Below are 15,691 nucleotides of genomic sequence, written 5' to 3'. Positions count from 1 at the left end.
GGTGGGAGGGTTCATTTGGCGGTGAATGTCGTCTTCTTGTACACACTCACACTAAATGGGTCCACGTTCGGTGAATCCCAATCGTCGACCGATCGAGCGTCACCGAACTACCATGGCTCACATCAGACCCCTTCTGTACGGAAGACCGCAGGGGAAGGGTCCTCATCTTCCTTCGGATATAGTTGTAATCGCCGGGTAGTACATAAGGCCTACGAACCGAACTCCCTTCGACAGTCAGTACCAGCCACAACTGGTAAATCGACTGTTTTCTATCTCGAGTGAGAATCTCTCTGGGTCCGAGTATAAATAATCCCAAAGAAAGGACGATAGAGTACAACTCGGGTGTAAAATAAAACTGAACGATTTGAAGTCCAAGAGTTGACAGTCTCGAGTGGCCGATATCAGACCTAAAACGAGCGCCGTTGGTGGCCTCGGTATGACGTGGAAACTGGACCGCGGCGGTAGGAACTGTTGCCTACGAGTGTCAGTACAACAACAAACACCAGGACTGAGATGAGAACAGCAGGCGAGACGGTCGTTCGTGCTGTGGCTCATCTGTTCACATCTCACTCGGTGGCTATCTATCGCTCACGAGTATTGTTCGCAATAGAAGACGCCAGGACAGGGATTTGAACAGGTGCAAGACGGTCGGCTCACTTCGTTCGCCGCTGCGACTTGCGTGTTCAAACCTTTCGTTGGGTTTTGCCGAAATCGCGACTCACTCAGCGAGGCTTCGCTCGTCGGTTGATTTCGACAAAAACGCCAGGACAGGGATTTGAACCCTGAATCCCAAAGGGAACACGCTTTCCAGGCGTGCGCCTTACCGTTCGGCCATCCTGGCCCATCTCATCGTAACCGGGTCCGTCGTTTAACTCTTACTTTTAGTCGGCGTCGTTGTGTGAGTTGGTCTCACTAACTGCTCGCTGGGCAGACCAGGCGGCGATCCGGTGCTCGAGGACGTACGCCCCGGCGGCGGTGCCAGCGGCGACGAGGAGGGCGATGCCAGCACCCTGCGTGATCGAGACGAGTGGCTCCACGACGAGTGCGTAGCCCTGAACGAGGACCAGAAACGCCATGAATCCAACAGCGCCCCAGAGCAGGGCGGATTTGACGCGCGGTCGAAGCGAGATCGGACTGGGCATGGCTCACTCGAGCGTGGCGATGGCTTCGATTTCGATGCTGACGCCCTTCGGGAGGGCAGCAACTTCGACGGCGCTACGTGCGGGCGGTTCGTCGTCGAAGTACTCGGCGTAGGTGTCGTTCATCGCCTCGAAATCATCGATATCGTCGAGAAAGATGGTGACTTTGAGTACGTCCGCTGACGTCGCTCCAGCTTCGTCGAGGACGCCGTCGAGGTTGTAGAGCGCCTGTTCGGTCTGGGCCTCGATAGACTCGTCCGCGAGGAGTTCGCCCTCGGTCGTCAGTGGAATCTGGCCAGCAGTGAACAGCAACTCGCCGTTGGTCGTCGCCTGACTGTACGCGCCGACTGCGGCGGGTGCGTCGTCGGTATCGATGATTCGTTTCATACACGTCTCTCGTGTTCTCGAGGCATAAAAGCAGGCGAAACGGCGGTCGGCGTGGGTGACTCGATGACAGGTATGTGTACAGCAGTACTTATTTATCAACGACAGACCATTGAGTAGAACGCAATGTCTGTCCTTTCGACCGAAGACGAAGGTAAGTTCCTGATGGATGTCAGGGGCGAACAGATCGGGATCGTCACGGAAATCGATCCCATCGAGCAGGTCGCATACGTCGATCCGGAGCCGACGCTCACGAACGCGTGGATCCAGAGTCTTGGCCGCGGAGGCGCTGGCGAGGACGACCTCGAGGTCCCTGCTGAGAACATCGAGACGATCACGGATTCTGAGGTTCGCGTCGATGCGGACCTGAGCAGCGAGGCCTAACCGCGGGCCAACGCGATTCGGTTTTCTGGAGTCACCAAGGGTGACGAGAGCAACAGCCACTTAGACGAGCACGTCGACTTCGTAGCCGGCTTCGCGCATCGCTGCAAGGAACTCTTCGACGTGGTCGGGGCCGCGCATCTCAAGTTCGATCTCGACTTCGGTGTCGCTCATTTCGACGTCTCTCGAGGTGCGGTCGTGGTAAATCGCGTAGATGTTCGCCTGGTGGGCGGTGAACACTTCGAGGAGATCCTCGAGGGAGCCGGGCTGGTCTTTGAGGACGGTTCTAATCTTGAGATAGCGGCCGGTTTCGACGAGGCCGCGGACGATGACGTTCGTGAGCGTGTTGAGGTCGATGTTACCGCCCGAGAGCAACGGAACGATAGTCTCGTCTGGCTCGTAGTCGAACGCCTCGAAGAGGACGGCAGTCAATGGGACTGCGCCAGCGCCTTCGACGAGTGTCTTCGAACGCTCGAGAAGATGGGTGATCGTGACGGCGATTTCGGGGTCGGAGACAGTGACGACCTCGTCGACGTACTCCTGAATGTGTGCGAAGGTGTGCTCGCCGACGCTTCGAGTTGCGATGCCGTCGGCGATGGTGTCGACGCCATCGAGGGCGATCCGTTCGCCTTTCTCGAGTGAGGGGGCGGCGCTCGAGGCACCGTCAGCCTGGACACCGATGACGCGCACGTCTGGTTGTGCGGTCTTGATCGCAGCAGCGGTGCCGCTGATGAGGCCGCCACCGCCGATGGGGACGACGACGGTCTCGACATCGGGACAGTCCTCGAGAATCTCGAGACCGATGGTTCCCTGGCCGGCCATGACCAGCTCGTCGTCAAAGGCGTGGACGTAGGTCCGTCCTTCCTTAGCCTCGAGTTCATGGGCGTGTTCGGCGGCTTCGGCGTAGTCAGTGCCGTGGAGGACGACCTCCGCGCCGTAGTTGCGGGTGGCTTTGACCTTCGAGATGGGCGCGTGTTTGGGCATCACGATTTTCGAGTCGACGCCCGCGCGCGTGGCCGCGAGCGCGACACCCTGTGCGTGATTGCCTGCACTTGCGGTGACGACCCCTGCGTCCTGTTGCTCGTCCGAGAGCGTCATGATCCGGTTCGTTGCGCCACGGATCTTGAACGCACCCGTTCGTTGGAAGGTCTCAAGTTTGAGATGGATATCGGCCCCAGTCATGTCGGAGTAGGTGTATGAGTACTCGAGGGGTGTGTGTCTGGACGTTTCACGAACCCGCTCGCGGGCCTCGAGAATGGCGGACCGTTCGAGCATACCCTCGAGTACTCGGCGGAGACTGTAATACTGTCGTCTCTTGGCACTCGAGGAGGGCACTGACAGTCGTTGCTACTCGAGATCGGTAGAATCTGTCGGGGAGAAGAAAATCGGTGTGCCCGATCTGGCTATCGCCTTCCCCAACAGGGACAGGGGTGTTGCCTGGTGGCAACACGACAGGGTAGTACACGGCGTGTGACGTGCGACTGTAGACGGGGACGCAGGGACCATAAAACCCATCCCTCCGGAGCGAAAGTGAAACCGCATGACTGCGCCGGGATGAGAGCGGTGTCAGACAGTCGGCAGACGGGCGTCATTCAGTTCGTCTGACGTAGATTTCACCCCGGTCACAGACGGTTTGAACCCGGTCGACGAACGACGCCCCAGATGGCCACTCACACTCGGTGGAGACACCAAGTCGGTCTGGATCTCCAACGTATACCGCGACGGGTCCCTCGAGTCCATCACCTGGCACTGAAACGCGCGTGTAGAGGCCGGTATCGACACCCTCGTATCGATCCAGTCGCTCGAGTTCCTGATCGTCAACACAGAGTAATCGCCCCTCGACGTGCCCGCCCGGCGCAAGCGTCGGGTATCGGCCCTCAACACGGTGAAGGCCCTCGAGAACGGCTGGACCGTCAAATAGCGACGGGTCACGCTGACTCGAGTCGCTGGTATCGACGGCGAGAACATCCTGTACGCGATTCGGCTCCGTCAGCGTACCGTAGACGAAGACGTACACGGCTGGTGTTTGGCTGTGACGTCACTTCGAGATTGGGGAGTATCGAACAGGAAAACGAACCGAACGGGGCTGTTATCGTTCGTCGAGCGAGACGAACGTCTCGTCCTCAGGGCCGGTGTATCGCGCACGCGGGCGGATGAGGCGGTTGTCATCCTGGTACTCGAGGACGTGGGCAATCCAGCCGCCGGCACGGCTCATTGCGAAGATAGGCGTGTACATATCGATTGGGATGCCGAGTTGGTAGTAGACCGACCCGGAGTAGAAGTCGACATTTGGGGCGATGCCCTTCTCAACGAGGCCTTTCTCCTCGGAGAGGTAGTTTTCGATGGTCGTGGTGATGTCGTACCACTTGTCGTCGCCATTTTCGGCGAGTTCCTTGCTGCGTTCCTGCAGGATTCTCGCGCGCGGATCTTTGACGTTGTAGACACGATGGCCGAAGCCGGGAATGCGCCGGCCCTCGTCAGTGGCCTCCTCGACCCACTCGAGGGGATCTTTATTGCTTTCGTCAATCTCGATCAGGACTTCCATGACGTCTTGGTTTGCGCCGCCGTGGAGTGGTCCGGAGAGGGCTGCGACGCCGCCGGTAACGGCGCTGTAGATATCGGCCATGGTCGAGCCGATGACCATCGAGGTAAACGTCGAGGCGTTCAGTCCGTGATCGGCGTGGAGGATCAGCGCCTGATCAAAGGTTTCGGCGGCAACATCGTCGGGCTGCTCGCCGGTCAACATATAGAGGAAGTTCGCAGCGAGTCCCAGATCTGGGTCGGGGTCGACTGGCTCTTCGTCGAGGCGGTAGCGCTCGAAGGCGGCGAGTGCGGTCGGAATCTTAGCGGTGATACGCCGCCCCTTTCGAGCCGTCGCATCGAGGTCTTCGGGGTCGGCATCGCCTTCGGGTTCGGTCGCAGAAAACATCGAGACTGCGGTCCGGAGTGCAGCCATCGGCCGCTCGTCGGCGTCAGCGAGTCGCTCCATCGTCGCGAGCACGTCGTCGTTGACCGTCCGTTCCTCGGTGAGTGACTCGGTAAACGCCTCGAGTTCGTCCGCGTGAGGAAGGTGTCCGTTCCAGAGCAAATAGAGAACCTCCTCGTACGTTGCGCCACGAGCGAGGTCCTCGATTGGGTAGCCCCGGTAGATCAGCCGGCCGGCATCACCGTCAATCGAGCTGAGTTCCGACTCTGCAACCAACACTCCCTCCAGCCCTTTCTTGAGGTCGTCAACCATACACGGAGTTTCATTCCCCGATGGAAAAGTATTGTCGTTTGTTCGCCCTCACGGCTGAACACGTCCGATGTCTCCGGTTCCCGAGACACACATGAACCACTGAACCGGAGAGGAAGCAAACGGATAGACAATCGTTCAGAAATATGTTCATAACTCGCCTTCGAGTGGTTATTTGTCAAGAAGTGTTCGCATGAGCTTCGTCTGTGCTGCCGCGAGGTGCTCGGTGAACGTCGAACGAGCAACGCCGAGTTCCGCCGCAACGTCGGTTGCATTGGCCCCTTTCGGATACTCGAAGTAGCCCATCTCGTAGGCCGTCTCGATAATCTCACGCTGACGGTCGGTCAGTTCGTTCCGGTCGACGACGACGGGATCCGCCGACGATCCGTCGTAGGCCTGCGAGAGGTCCTCGACGAGAACGCCATCGAACTGCGTTCGCAACTCCTCGACAATCGCTTCGATTTCCTCGAGTTCGAGCGTATGGAAGGACAACAACAGCGAGCCATCCTGTGCCCGAACGGACGAGAGCGGCGTTCCCGTCTGCTCGATGATCTCACAGGCACAGTCCGTCCCAGCAGCGCGTTCGAATCGATACACCGACTCTTTGTCGCCCGATTGGACAGCCGTGAGTTCGACGTCACGTTCCGATTCCTCGAGGGGAGCAGCAGTCGGGAGACCGAACTCCTCGACGACAGTCTCCTCGGTCTCGTCAGTGGCGTGGCCTCGAGTGCGTGTGACGGGTGTGGTGGGGTCAGCCGTCTGCGCCGAGACGCTGGCCACGGGGCAGTTCCCGGGGTTGTGGACCACGATGGTTGCGCGAAAGCCAGACATAGCTATCACTACGCCCACACGGGCCATAACGAGGGCCGAGAATTCCCGGCCGATGAAAATGACTCGCATCAGCTGATCCTGACTAACCGCAGCCGTCGCCGTCGAGTTGATTCCGATCCGTCCCGTCAGACGCCTCGCGATGTTCGTCGTGGCTAATCCCGACCGACTCCTCGAGGATGGACCGAGCGCGAGGACTGCTGTCTCAGCCACATAGCGGGCAGACAGGTTCGTCTCGAGTTGCGACAAAATAGCCTGTTGTCGGGCGGATCGCTACGAGACACCGGATGCTGTTCCCGATACTGAATCCGACCGAAACCTACAGGTGCGTGCCAGCGGTGACACCAATTACTCCGCCAACAGACATGTCCTCCGCACCCGACCCCGGCGCGGGCTTTCAGGCCGCGACCGGCATCTACCTCGGCGCACTCGTCTCCGGGCTCGTCTCGCTCGGCATGGCCGTTGGCGATGCCTCGAGCGGCGCGTTTTTCTCAGTTATCACGACGGTTTTCACGGGTGGCCTCATCCTCGGTGCGCTTGGAGCGTGGGCTCGACCCGGCCTCGCGGGCCGCCTCGGTGAGCAGCGCTGGCGACTCGTGTTGACGAGCGCTCCCGCCGTCGCTATCGCCGGACTCGCATGGGCACTATTCGCGATGGGAGCTGGCGCGAACGAGTGGTACCTCGTGCCACTCGGTGGTACTGTGTTTGTCGCGCTCGTATCCGGCTGGGTGCTCGCGGCAATGGCTCGAGAGACACACCTCGAGTCGATCATCGACGAGCCCGCAGTTCGCTGGGAGTGGCAACGCGTCGGCGTGGACGTGGCCACAGTCGGTATCGGAGTCGCGTTCCTCGCGGTCGGTATCGGATTCTGGACGACGACTGGCGGGACATCGATTATGTTCTTTTTCGTCGCCATTGTGTTCATCCTGCAGGGCGTCAGCCCACTGTTCGTCGCCGGCGACTCTCCATGGGCGTCTACCGCGCTGTTCTACAATCCCGAGGCATTTGACCGCGGACACCACGTGATTCAGGCGACCGACGTGGGCCTCATCCTCAAGCCAACGATGAAACCCGCCTACAAGAAGCGTCTCCCGTGGCATCGCGTTACCGACGTAACACTCACCGAGAGGGAACTGCACCTCGAGTGTCGCTGGCGGCCGGACATTCGCTGCGACCGGGACGTGATCAAGGACGCAGACGAGGTAGCCGCAACGCTTCGGCGGTATCTCAAGGGGAGCGGACGAGAGACAGTGAAACAGTCGCAGTCGGCGGGTAATTAAAGCGACTGGCCGATTTTCTCACGGCTGACGCGAACGCCCGTTGGCGTGATGATCATCTGGTCGTCGCCCTTGCGGACGATGTCGCCGTCGACCTCTCGAGCGACCTGCCGGAGTTCGTCGATGATGTGTTCGACGGTGCTGTCTTCGGTGCGCAAGCGCGTAATGTCGGCGATGACGATATCACCGTCGTAGACGGCGTCTTTGATATCGATTGCATCGGCCTGGCCGCCGACTTCTGCGATGCGTACTTGCATGGCTGCGTTTGCCGACTCCGCAGCGACGTCGTCGAGGTTCAGTTCGACGTAATCCTCGGCAGTGCGGGACTGGTCCCCGCCGAGAATTTTGCTCATGAGTCCCATTGGCGATACCCACCGCCCCCTCGAGTATAGTTCTTACGTCAGACACGACTGGTCGGCTTCCAAATAGGTTTGCTCGAGTCGCCGCTAGCCGAGGACCTTTTTGGCTGGCGACCGCGCCGATTATACCGATGACATTCAGCATCTGCGTCCACGAAGCCTACGAGACGCCGGATGGAACGTCCCACGAGCGCTTCGGTGTCGCCGTCACCACCCGCTTGCCGGGCGTCGGCACGCTCTGTCCGTTCGTCAGCGAAAACGGGGCCGTCGCGACCCAGAGTCTGGTCAACGTCGACCTCGGCCGGCGCGGCCTCGAGTATATCGACGACGGACTCGCAGTCCAGGATGTCGTCAGAACGCTCGCGTTCTGACTGCCCATCAGACGCAGTCTGATGAACGCCCTCGAGGCACTGCTCAACGCCGACGACGGCGCACCAGAGCGCCAACTTCACGGTGTCGACGCCGACGGCACGTTCGCCTTTTCTGGTGAGGAGTGCATGGACTGGTTCGGCCACCGCGAGGATGACCACGTCACTGTCGCTGGGAACCTGCTCACGGGCGAGGCCGTCATCGACGCGACCGCAGACACCTACGCTGAAACCGCCGTCCACGAGACGACCGACCCCGCAACGGGGCCGAACGCCGCAACTGACGACACAGAGGTGGAACCACTCGCGAAGCGATTGATTGACGCGCTGGCTGCCGGCCACGACGAAGGTGGTGACAAACGCGAAGACCTGACTGTCCAGAGCGCTGCGGTTGCCGTCGCCTCGAGCGAAAGTCACGAAATGACGCCGGCGTACAACGACTTGCGGGTTGATGCGACCGAGACACCAATCGCCGATCTGCGGGAAACGTACAATCTTGCGATGGACGGCTACCGGGAGACGCTCGCGCGCTACGAAGACGCCTACGAGGACGATTCGTTGGCTGAAGCCACCGAAACTGAACCGTAAGCACGCTGCTACTGACGCCAAAGCGACATAATCAGAAGCTATTTTTCCGGCCCCTGTAACATCTCACTAATGGCACCGACTCTCTCGGACGGACTGCTCGCGCTGTTGTATGCGGTTTTGGTCCTGATCGGCGCGATGCTAGTGATTCCGGACCCGACGCTGGTTTTCAACTTCCTCGTCGGCATCGTCGGCCTCTCGGTCGTCGGCTACGCGCTGGTAGATGGCTCGCTCCGGGACCTTGGGTGGGGGATCGCCGCCCTGTACGTCGTGGGCATCATCGTCGCGGTCCTCGAGTCGGCGGCTCGGGAAACGCTGCTCGAGACCGGGCTATACGGAGGCGTCCTTCAGGGGACAGTCGTCATCGCCGTCTGCAGCCTACTCGGCACCTATCTGACCGTTCGTCGACGCGGGCCGCCGGTCGACCTGTCGCGCTGATCCTGACAACTGCACCGATGGGTATCGACACCGTCGATTAAGACGGAGTTGCACCACTCCCCGTTGCAGATTCCACACAGACCACATTCTTCCGAAATAACGACTGCAACTCGGATTTATGAACGCCCTTGGCTGATACTTCCGAACGTGTAACGCCGGTCGCAGACGTTCGGCCGTTCCACGTCGGAACGCCCGCGGATTCGCGACCAGCGTTGGAGTGATTTCTAGCCGGTATAGTAGCAACTGAAGCAATATACAGACTGATCGCCGATCCGTCTGGCGAGCAGGTGTGCACTGACGTGCAGTGGCTACTATCGTATGAGGGCCGAATCGCACCGAACACGCTGCGTGACGACACACTTTACTCATCGACGGACGAGACAGCGGTATGAGTCACGACCGGCCGCTTGTCGAGTCGCGCGCTCGGCGGTTGCTGTTGTATCTGAAACACAATCGGGGACGGATCGTTGCCGATGGTGCGCTCTTGCTCGGCTGGGTCCTCGCCGCGACGCTCATCTTCGACTGGCTCGAGCAGCCGACCTGGGTGCTCTATCTCGTCTTGTTCATCGGTGTCGTTGCCTACACGCGGATTACGCCGACCTGGGAGCGACCGTATCGAAGCCCCGACTAATCGAGACGACCATCGCTGCGCGGTCAGACGGCCCGGTCGGTCAGTCGCGGGAATCGCTCGGTTAGGGTCGAAATCATTGAGACTGACGCACAGCGGAGTTTCAGAGACTCAGGAACTGCAGTAATGGGAGCCCAACGGCGACCACCCAGAGCAAGACACCCGTCCGGACGTGTCCGAGGACGAACACTGGCGAGCGAGCCGTCTGAGAGGCACCCGCTGCGATAAATCCAAGCGCGACCGCGAGCGACCCGCGGTGGATGAACGTCTGAAGCGCAAGCGAAGAGACGCCAAGTTGGCTCAAGTCCAGAAACATTGCAACCACGAAGCCAATCGCAGCCGCGCTAAAGGCCGGCACGGGCTCGAGGTGGCGCGCCATCAGATACGCAATGACGGGCAAGCCACAGACTAACACGGGATAGAAAACGGCGACGATGAGTTTCGGATTAGCTGTCGGGAACAGCTGTTCCGCTCTGACAGCCCCGACACGGACGGCCATCACGAGTGCAACGATTGCGGTGACGACCAGCAGCGCCTGCACTGTCATCTGGATCCCCGAATCGTTTTGCAAACGCGTGAGTGTCCGTTGTCCGCGACGGGTCTGTGTTCGCAGCGAGGCAACGAGTGCAATTCCCAGCAACCCGAGCAACAACTCGTCGCGGAGTTCGACAACGGACACCCAGCCGTCTCCGTCAGAACTCAGATCGTTGCCAACCCACTCTCGAGAGAGGTCCTCGACGTACCACTGGTCGAAGAACTCGGATTCGACATACGACTGTGAATCCTCGATGCTGTGGACCGAGTGGCGAAGTTCGAACCAGTCCCAGTGCTCCCAGTGAGCCTGCATCGCAGTCCAGTTTCCCTCAACCGGATCCGTATACGCCCTGATGTGATGGCGCTCGCCCAGATAGGTGCCATCTTTGAGCTGATAGGATTCGTCCACCCAGCGTCCCTGTTCACCCGGCGGTTCGAAGTACGTGTATCGAACCGATCCATCAGCACTCCCCCAGGCAATCGAGGACTGATTCTCGAGGCTCTCTTCGTCGTGGGCAATGTCGGCTTCGTCATCCTCGAGTTCCTCCCACTCCCCGGCCGACTGCTCGCGCAAGACGTACTCAGTCGCCTCCACATCACCGTAGACGATCAGATTCAGCGCTAGCGTCCGCTGGGCCGTCGTCTGCCCGGCACTCGTATACGGATACAGTTGTGTGCCATCCTCGAGTGACTCCATGTCGAACTCGGTCGTCTGCTCATCGGCACTGAGTTCCGTGCCGACCAGTGACCCCGAGACTGTCAGAGCCAGAATAGCAAATAACAGCGCGACCGCCGTCCGCGGCCGGATTTCGATACGCACGGTATCCAATACAAAAACTGCCAGTGAATAGCTGTTTCCAATCTCCGAATGTCGTGTTGGATGGGATAGATGTTCTCGAGTCGAACCTAATCCTCGTTACGGCTCTCTCCACACCGTTGCGTTCCGCATCACTCGTGACTAGCAGACTCGACTAGCTGGAGTCGCGCTCGAGGACCTGGCGGGCGGCCGCAACGAGAGGGGGACGTCTTCGCAGGCAGAGCCGACGGCTTTCGTCTTGTTGCAGTCGTCGCAGTCCGCTGCTCGCTCGAGTGCGCTGTTTCGGTAGGCGTCGTCACCGTCACTTCAGATTCGGATGCTTGTACACACGACCCCCCAAATCCTAGTTTTCGACTCACTGAACCAGCCCATTCAGCCCAAAATGGAGGGTGTTTCTATCAAGTTGCCAGAGAAGTTCGGTGGATGGGTAACCCGATCATCGACCAATATGCACACGGGGTTCGTCATCTCGTGTGCATATTCGGGAACCGTGGTTTGCCGACGTGCGACCCCAAGGGGAGAGGTAATATGTGGTGAGGCAATGCAATTATTTGAATTACTTCTCCGTTCCACATTCCATCTGAATGTCGACCTTATTTTCTATTATCGAGGCTCAAAATCTCCAAAATCACCCAACGATTTGGATTTTACAACGAACTTGTTTGAGCTTTCCAAATCTCGTCTCATCCTTGCTACTTGCCTTCTTACATCGTCAATCTGAATAAATATATTCTTATTGTCTATCTCTTCCTCTTCTACTATTTCTCTTAATTCCATTGTCATTGAATCTAACTCCTTGATACGCATACTTAATTGATCATATTTCCCATCCTCTATATTTTTCTTTAGTTCACGGAAATAAGACGGTGGTATGAGTTCTTCTGGATTATCCAAAGATTTCTGAATAGACACCATATTAGTTCGGAGTTCAGAGAGTGTTTCCATGATATCTGCCATAGACCGCTCTTCAGGATCGGCACTCTCTCGCAAGTGCTTTAGATCTAATGCTACTGAAATGGGATTTTCAATACCTGAGTTATTATTTTCAATACTCTCTATCTGGTCCTTTATTTCTGTCTTCGTGTTTTCAACAGATTCAATATCCGATAGGTCAATTTGGATTATTCTTGTTCCTGCTACGTCAAATGGGATTTCATCATCTTTACTGATTAATTGAATCAAAGGCTTTTGATGTGCATGACGGACTGCAAGCTCATAAAAAACATTAGCATTACTACCTGTTAGGTCTGCAATGACGAGCGGGCTTTCAACCACATGCTCAATTATTTGACTTGTTATGATCCCAGGCTCAGCGATATGATCTGCTCTAATTGGATCATAACCATATTGTTCGACAGCTGGTTTTATCACATAATCAAATAATTTATCAGATCGTTCTCTGATATTTGAATCTTCCTCACCAATCGGAGAAACGACAAAGCAATCTTTGTCTTCTGACATTCTCTTTCTGGGGAATAGAGTCACACTACAAAATACATTACGAATATTTACCCACCTCGTTTCGTGAGCTTCAACTGGAGATCTGCGCGCGGAGGTGGGGCGGGGGCGGTGTATTTTTTCGGCTTTGTCCCCTTGGGGACACCCGCCAGGGGGGTTTTCGCGCGCAGCGCGAAACGACCCCGCATGCGGCGAGATCGGCGCGGCGACCCCGCGCTCGAGCATGCAACTATAGTAGCCACTGACAGTCAGTGCACACCCAATCGCACGACGGCCGCGCGGTTCGGAACGAACGAAGTGAGTGAGAACCGCGGATAGTGCGATTGGTGTGTAAACAGTTTCAGTTGTTACTATACAACCAGAGTTCAATTGGGGTTTGGAATCCCAACTGACGAAGATGAGAAGTGGCTGATCAAGTAACCAAAACGACCGTTTGTGTCCGAAGTAATCACAAGCAGGAAATAGGTGATTTTTCGATGGGATTCTGACGGATTCGAACCTCGGTCGCGGCAAAGCCGCTCCCTGATTCGAACCGTCAGCGGTCCATTCCGCGACCCTCGCGGAGTGCTCGGTTCGCTCCATGGGCCCTGACGGATTCGAACCATCGACCACTCGGTATCCCACACGACCGCACAGACGTACACTCGTGTTATGAGCCGAGCGCTCTAACCAGACTGAGCTAAGGGCCCGTTATCCCGAAAAAAACGTGGCCGGCAGTTAACCCTTACTCTTAGTCGCTGCCTCGAGTGGCACATGACTGGTGCGAGCCGGCGACGGGCCTATGTATCAGGCGGCCGAACGACGGGTAATGGCGGATCGGCGTCGGCTCGAGCGGTTCCTGCGGTCGAGACTGCAGGACGCAGGAGAGCAGTACGAGCAACTGCGCGATTCGACGGATAGCCAACTCGAGGAGGCACGCGAGGCCTATGAGCGGGCGAAAAACGCGCGGGAGTTGCCCGCGGACGAGGAGGGACGAGTAAAACTCGTCTGTCGGCGCTATGCCGAGCAGCGGGCGGCGATGCTCGATGAGGAGTATCGCCCGGCGTGTTACGAGGCGGGACATCCGGATTGTGAGGGCTGTGCAGAGGACGTCCAGGCCGGGCGAATCGAGACCTGGTGAGTTACCGGTCACTGTCGCTGTCATCGTCAGCGGTGGCGTCGGCGGTGCACGCACTCGTCTGGACACAGTCGACGACTCGCCGCTCACCGTTTTCGTAGGTGTACGTCGTGTCGGCATCTTCTGCTGTCGTTTGGCGGTGACTGCCATCACAGAACGGAAACGACGCCGAGAGGCCACACTGACAGACTGCAACGTCACCGTGTGCATCGTCAATGTCGTCCGGCGTCAGTTTTCGCGGGCCAGTTGCCTCGAGTTCGACAAGTCGGGTCATAGCGGGTCGTTCGACCTCGAGTGGTGAAATGGGTTCGCCGAGTGCAGTTCCTCCTAGCCCGAATCTTCTGCGGTTCGGACAGGTGAACGGGAAGATTCTTGGTTGTTGTCGCTCATGTCGCGCCTGACAGACATGACGAGTCCTGCCGTCGACGAGCCAACGATTATGATCGCGCTGACCGTCGTCAAAACGCTCGTACTGATCGTTGGCGGCGTGATCACGTACTTCGCGTACAAAGCCTATCGGCGCACGCGCCAGCGGCCACTTGGCTATTTAGCCGGCGGATTCGGGCTCGTGACGCTCGGGTTCGTCCTGGCAGGACTTTCGACGGAACTCATTGGTGTCTCACTCGAGGGTGGTATTATTCTGGAAAGTCTACTCGTGCTGGCTGGGTTTCTCGTGATTGCGTACTCGCTGTATGCGACGTAGGCGGTTCGAACTGGCAGTGTTCGGTGACTATGGCGTAACGGACTGGCCCCGTCACGTTCCGTGTTCCACACATCTATGGGGATGGGTTACAACACTGGACGTATGGCCTACGACACTGCTGCAAAGACCGATCCGGAGTCAGTCGTCCCTGCCGAAGCCGGTGGCATGTGGTTTCTGAAAGACGAACTCGAGGCCGAGGAACTCGGCTTCACCGTGCTCGAACTCGAGGCCGGTACGGAGGGGATGGAACACGACGAAGCCGAGAGCGGCCAGGAGGAGATTTACTACGTCGTCGAGGGGACAATCGACGTCGAACTGGCTGATGCAAACGAGACAGTAACGCTCGAGGCCGAAGAAGCGATTCGACTGGATCCTGATGAGACGCGCCAACTCGTCAACTCGGGCGATGAGCGTGCGACGCTCGTTCTCGTTGGTGGCCCGCTGTAGGCCAATTCACTGCCAGAGGACAGGCAACTCACTGCCCGAACGATCATGTTCGGGACTGGCACTTTTGCTGCGCAGTTCGTCTCACCGATAGCGGGGCGGGTGACGGAAACGGGCGTCCTGGATCGCCGTCTGTCGTCCCGGGTGATTACAATGGCACACAGCACACACGATATCGACCCAGACAACTCACTCGGTGAACTCGTCGCGGCACATTCGGCATACAGCCGCGTGTTCGAAACGCTCGAGTTAGACTACTGTTGTGGTGGCGGGAAATCGCTCGAGAGGGCCTGCGAGGAAAACGACTACGACCTCGAGTCAGTCCAAGATCGATTAGCGTCTGCACAGGCCGATGGCGCTGTCGAGAGCGACTGGGAGACACTGACACAACTGGCGAACCTGATCGTTTGGGAGCATCACCGCTATCTCCGCCAGGAACTGCCAGCACTCGAGGAACTCGTCCAGAAAGTCGCAAACGTCCATGGCGACCGTGAGCCAGCGCTTCGAACGGTCGAATCCGAGTTTACTGCGTTGGCCGCCGACCTGGAGGCCCACATCGCTGGCGAGGAGCAACGGGCGTTTCCGCTCATCAAGAAATTAGACGATGGCGTCGAACTGACGGCCGAGGAACGGGAGACACTCCGAGACGAACTCGAGGGGTTCGAGGACGACCACGACGAGACGGGAGACCGACTCGAGCGGCTCAAGACGCTGACTGATGGGTACGCGATTCCGGACGACGCGTGTACGAGCTATCGAGCGATGCTCGAGCGCCTTGCTGAACTCGAGCGAAATACGCACATGCACGTCCACCGGGAGAACAACGTGTTGTTCCCGGACGCCGAGGCGCTGCTTGATGACCAAGCAGAGCGCGTCTGAGCTGGGGACGCCCAGTCGGGCTGGTGGTGTGACTCGAGGCCCGCTAGATGACTGTCCAAGTGCTTGCGTCCGGCTTGTTCGTGGTAACTCGTCCCTCTGGATAGTGTACTGTCTCGA

18 protein-coding genes, 2 tRNA genes and 2 pseudogenes are annotated in these 15,691 nt (G+C 58.3%); 9 read left to right on the top strand and 13 right to left on the bottom strand.

Going from position 1 to position 15,691, the window contains the following annotated elements; genetic code table 11:
• Nucleotides 1-760 precede the first annotated feature (760 nt).
• The 3 genes from B2G88_RS16360 to B2G88_RS16350 all read right to left on the bottom strand — a co-directional run bounded on the left by B2G88_RS16360 (nt 761) and on the right by B2G88_RS16350 (nt 1,526).
• Nucleotides 761-841 (bottom strand) — tRNA-Ser (locus B2G88_RS16360).
• A 40-nt stretch (nt 842-881) separates the two neighbouring features.
• Nucleotides 882-1,142, bottom strand: coding sequence for a hypothetical protein (locus tag B2G88_RS16355; RefSeq protein ID WP_087715350.1), 261 nt, complete (start codon nt 1,140-1,142; stop codon nt 882-884).
• Nucleotides 1,143-1,145: 3 nt separating this feature from the next.
• Entirely contained in the window at nt 1,146-1,526 is a 381-nt protein-coding gene (locus tag B2G88_RS16350) for a Rid family detoxifying hydrolase (protein ID WP_087715349.1), read from the bottom strand.
• Nucleotides 1,527-1,649: 123 nt separating this feature from the next.
• Between B2G88_RS16350 and B2G88_RS16345 the strand changes: the two genes are divergently transcribed.
• On the top strand, nt 1,650-1,907 hold the full coding sequence (locus B2G88_RS16345) for a hypothetical protein (protein WP_054863222.1): 258 nt from the start codon (nt 1,650-1,652) through the stop codon (nt 1,905-1,907).
• A gap of 60 nt (nt 1,908-1,967) precedes the next feature.
• On the opposite strand, the gene ilvA is transcribed toward B2G88_RS16345, so the two are convergent.
• The 4 genes from ilvA to B2G88_RS16325 all read right to left on the bottom strand — a co-directional run bounded on the left by ilvA (nt 1,968) and on the right by B2G88_RS16325 (nt 5,970).
• Complete coding sequence (ilvA, locus tag B2G88_RS16340; protein ID WP_087715348.1) at nt 1,968-3,179, bottom strand: threonine ammonia-lyase; 1,212 nt, start codon at nt 3,177-3,179, stop codon at nt 1,968-1,970.
• Between the two features lie 313 nt (nt 3,180-3,492).
• Complete coding sequence (locus B2G88_RS16335; protein WP_054863221.1) at nt 3,493-3,921, bottom strand: gamma-glutamylcyclotransferase family protein; 429 nt, start codon at nt 3,919-3,921, stop codon at nt 3,493-3,495.
• 72 nt (nt 3,922-3,993) lie between these two features.
• Nucleotides 3,994-5,142, bottom strand: a complete 1,149-nt coding sequence (gene citZ / locus B2G88_RS16330) for a citrate synthase (RefSeq protein ID WP_054863220.1) — start codon at nt 5,140-5,142, stop codon at nt 3,994-3,996.
• 168 nt (nt 5,143-5,310) lie between these two features.
• A complete protein-coding gene (locus B2G88_RS16325) occupies nt 5,311-5,970 on the bottom strand; it encodes a helix-turn-helix domain-containing protein (protein ID WP_054863225.1) in 660 nt (219 codons plus the stop codon).
• A gap of 335 nt (nt 5,971-6,305) precedes the next feature.
• On the opposite strand from B2G88_RS16325, the gene B2G88_RS16320 reads away from it, so the two are divergent.
• Nucleotides 6,306-7,247: a hypothetical protein gene (locus tag B2G88_RS16320; protein WP_140408889.1), complete on the top strand. Its 942-nt coding sequence runs from the start codon at nt 6,306-6,308 to the stop codon at nt 7,245-7,247.
• On the opposite strand, the gene B2G88_RS16315 is transcribed toward B2G88_RS16320, so the two are convergent.
• A complete protein-coding gene (locus B2G88_RS16315; RefSeq protein ID WP_087715346.1) occupies nt 7,244-7,606 on the bottom strand; it encodes a cell division protein SepF in 363 nt (120 codons plus the stop codon). The genes B2G88_RS16320 and B2G88_RS16315 overlap by 4 nt on opposite strands.
• A gap of 128 nt (nt 7,607-7,734) precedes the next feature.
• Here B2G88_RS16315 and B2G88_RS16310 point away from each other — a divergent pair.
• From B2G88_RS16310 to B2G88_RS16300, 3 genes and pseudogenes are all read left to right on the top strand, one after another.
• Nucleotides 7,735-8,559 (top strand): annotated as a pseudogene (locus tag B2G88_RS16310) (DUF1028 domain-containing protein).
• 69 nt (nt 8,560-8,628) lie between these two features.
• Nucleotides 8,629-8,994, top strand: a complete 366-nt coding sequence (locus B2G88_RS16305; protein WP_054863217.1) for a hypothetical protein — start codon at nt 8,629-8,631, stop codon at nt 8,992-8,994.
• Between the two features lie 388 nt (nt 8,995-9,382).
• Nucleotides 9,383-9,625: a hypothetical protein gene (locus B2G88_RS16300; protein ID WP_054863216.1), complete on the top strand. Its 243-nt coding sequence runs from the start codon at nt 9,383-9,385 to the stop codon at nt 9,623-9,625.
• Nucleotides 9,626-9,725: 100 nt separating this feature from the next.
• On the opposite strand, the gene B2G88_RS16295 is transcribed toward B2G88_RS16300, so the two are convergent.
• The 4 genes and pseudogenes from B2G88_RS16295 to B2G88_RS16285 all read right to left on the bottom strand — a co-directional run bounded on the left by B2G88_RS16295 (nt 9,726) and on the right by B2G88_RS16285 (nt 13,120).
• Nucleotides 9,726-10,976, bottom strand: a complete 1,251-nt coding sequence (locus tag B2G88_RS16295; RefSeq protein ID WP_087715394.1) for a hypothetical protein — start codon at nt 10,974-10,976, stop codon at nt 9,726-9,728.
• Nucleotides 10,977-11,136: 160 nt separating this feature from the next.
• Nucleotides 11,137-11,279 (bottom strand): annotated as a pseudogene (locus tag B2G88_RS20255) (DUF7692 domain-containing protein); the annotation flags it as partial.
• Between the two features lie 297 nt (nt 11,280-11,576).
• Nucleotides 11,577-12,434, bottom strand: coding sequence for a hypothetical protein (locus B2G88_RS16290; RefSeq protein WP_140408888.1), 858 nt, complete (start codon nt 12,432-12,434; stop codon nt 11,577-11,579).
• A 578-nt stretch (nt 12,435-13,012) separates the two neighbouring features.
• Nucleotides 13,013-13,120: transfer RNA gene (locus B2G88_RS16285), tRNA-Ile, on the bottom strand.
• Between the two features lie 119 nt (nt 13,121-13,239).
• Here B2G88_RS16285 and B2G88_RS16280 point away from each other — a divergent pair.
• Complete coding sequence (locus B2G88_RS16280) at nt 13,240-13,551, top strand: DUF7091 family protein (protein WP_054863214.1); 312 nt, start codon at nt 13,240-13,242, stop codon at nt 13,549-13,551.
• 1 nt (nt 13,552) lies between these two features.
• Here the strand turns inward: B2G88_RS16280 and B2G88_RS16275 are convergent, their stop codons facing one another.
• The gene (locus B2G88_RS16275; RefSeq protein WP_054863213.1) at nt 13,553-13,822 is read right to left on the bottom strand and encodes a CDGSH iron-sulfur domain-containing protein; all 270 of its coding nucleotides are present in this window, start codon (nt 13,820-13,822) and stop codon (nt 13,553-13,555) included.
• Nucleotides 13,823-13,954: 132 nt separating this feature from the next.
• Between B2G88_RS16275 and B2G88_RS16270 the strand changes: the two genes are divergently transcribed.
• From B2G88_RS16270 to ric, 3 genes are all read left to right on the top strand, one after another.
• On the top strand, nt 13,955-14,251 hold the full coding sequence (locus tag B2G88_RS16270; protein ID WP_054863224.1) for a DUF7521 family protein: 297 nt from the start codon (nt 13,955-13,957) through the stop codon (nt 14,249-14,251).
• Between the two features lie 102 nt (nt 14,252-14,353).
• The gene (locus B2G88_RS16265) at nt 14,354-14,698 is read left to right on the top strand and encodes a cupin domain-containing protein (RefSeq protein WP_054863212.1); all 345 of its coding nucleotides are present in this window, start codon (nt 14,354-14,356) and stop codon (nt 14,696-14,698) included.
• A gap of 150 nt (nt 14,699-14,848) precedes the next feature.
• Nucleotides 14,849-15,574, top strand: coding sequence for an iron-sulfur cluster repair di-iron protein (ric, locus tag B2G88_RS16260; protein ID WP_054863211.1), 726 nt, complete (start codon nt 14,849-14,851; stop codon nt 15,572-15,574).
• Nucleotides 15,575-15,691: the final 117 nt, after the last annotated feature.

The organism is Natronolimnobius baerhuensis, from assembly GCF_002177135.1.
In the GTDB taxonomy this organism is placed as follows: domain Archaea; phylum Halobacteriota; class Halobacteria; order Halobacteriales; family Natrialbaceae; genus Natronolimnobius; species Natronolimnobius baerhuensis.
The sequence above is the reverse complement of the archived record's forward strand: the minus strand, read 5'-3'. Positions and strand labels throughout refer to the sequence as shown.

What these genes read in the sequence shown, in the direction of transcription:
- B2G88_RS16355 (WP_087715350.1), bottom strand. Translation starts at nt 1,142, where the DNA reads ATGCCCAGTCCGATCTCGCTTCGACCGCGCGTCAAATCCGCCCTGCTC.
- B2G88_RS16350 (WP_087715349.1), bottom strand. Translation starts at nt 1,526, where the DNA reads ATGAAACGAATCATCGATACCGACGACGCACCCGCCGCAGTCGGCGCG.
- B2G88_RS16345 (WP_054863222.1), top strand. Translation starts at nt 1,650, where the DNA reads ATGTCTGTCCTTTCGACCGAAGACGAAGGTAAGTTCCTGATGGATGTC.
- ilvA (WP_087715348.1), bottom strand. Translation starts at nt 3,179, where the DNA reads ATGCTCGAACGGTCCGCCATTCTCGAGGCCCGCGAGCGGGTTCGTGAA.
- citZ (WP_054863220.1), bottom strand. Translation starts at nt 5,142, where the DNA reads ATGGTTGACGACCTCAAGAAAGGGCTGGAGGGAGTGTTGGTTGCAGAG.
- B2G88_RS16325 (WP_054863225.1), bottom strand. Translation starts at nt 5,970, where the DNA reads ATGTCTGGCTTTCGCGCAACCATCGTGGTCCACAACCCCGGGAACTGC.
- B2G88_RS16315 (WP_087715346.1), bottom strand. Translation starts at nt 7,606, where the DNA reads ATGGGACTCATGAGCAAAATTCTCGGCGGGGACCAGTCCCGCACTGCC.
- B2G88_RS16305 (WP_054863217.1), top strand. Translation starts at nt 8,629, where the DNA reads ATGGCACCGACTCTCTCGGACGGACTGCTCGCGCTGTTGTATGCGGTT.
- B2G88_RS16300 (WP_054863216.1), top strand. Translation starts at nt 9,383, where the DNA reads ATGAGTCACGACCGGCCGCTTGTCGAGTCGCGCGCTCGGCGGTTGCTG.
- B2G88_RS16290 (WP_140408888.1), bottom strand. Translation starts at nt 12,434, where the DNA reads ATGTCAGAAGACAAAGATTGCTTTGTCGTTTCTCCGATTGGTGAGGAA.
- B2G88_RS16280 (WP_054863214.1), top strand. Translation starts at nt 13,240, where the DNA reads ATGGCGGATCGGCGTCGGCTCGAGCGGTTCCTGCGGTCGAGACTGCAG.
- B2G88_RS16275 (WP_054863213.1), bottom strand. Translation starts at nt 13,822, where the DNA reads ATGACCCGACTTGTCGAACTCGAGGCAACTGGCCCGCGAAAACTGACG.
- B2G88_RS16270 (WP_054863224.1), top strand. Translation starts at nt 13,955, where the DNA reads ATGACGAGTCCTGCCGTCGACGAGCCAACGATTATGATCGCGCTGACC.
- B2G88_RS16265 (WP_054863212.1), top strand. Translation starts at nt 14,354, where the DNA reads ATGGCCTACGACACTGCTGCAAAGACCGATCCGGAGTCAGTCGTCCCT.
- ric (WP_054863211.1), top strand. Translation starts at nt 14,849, where the DNA reads ATGGCACACAGCACACACGATATCGACCCAGACAACTCACTCGGTGAA.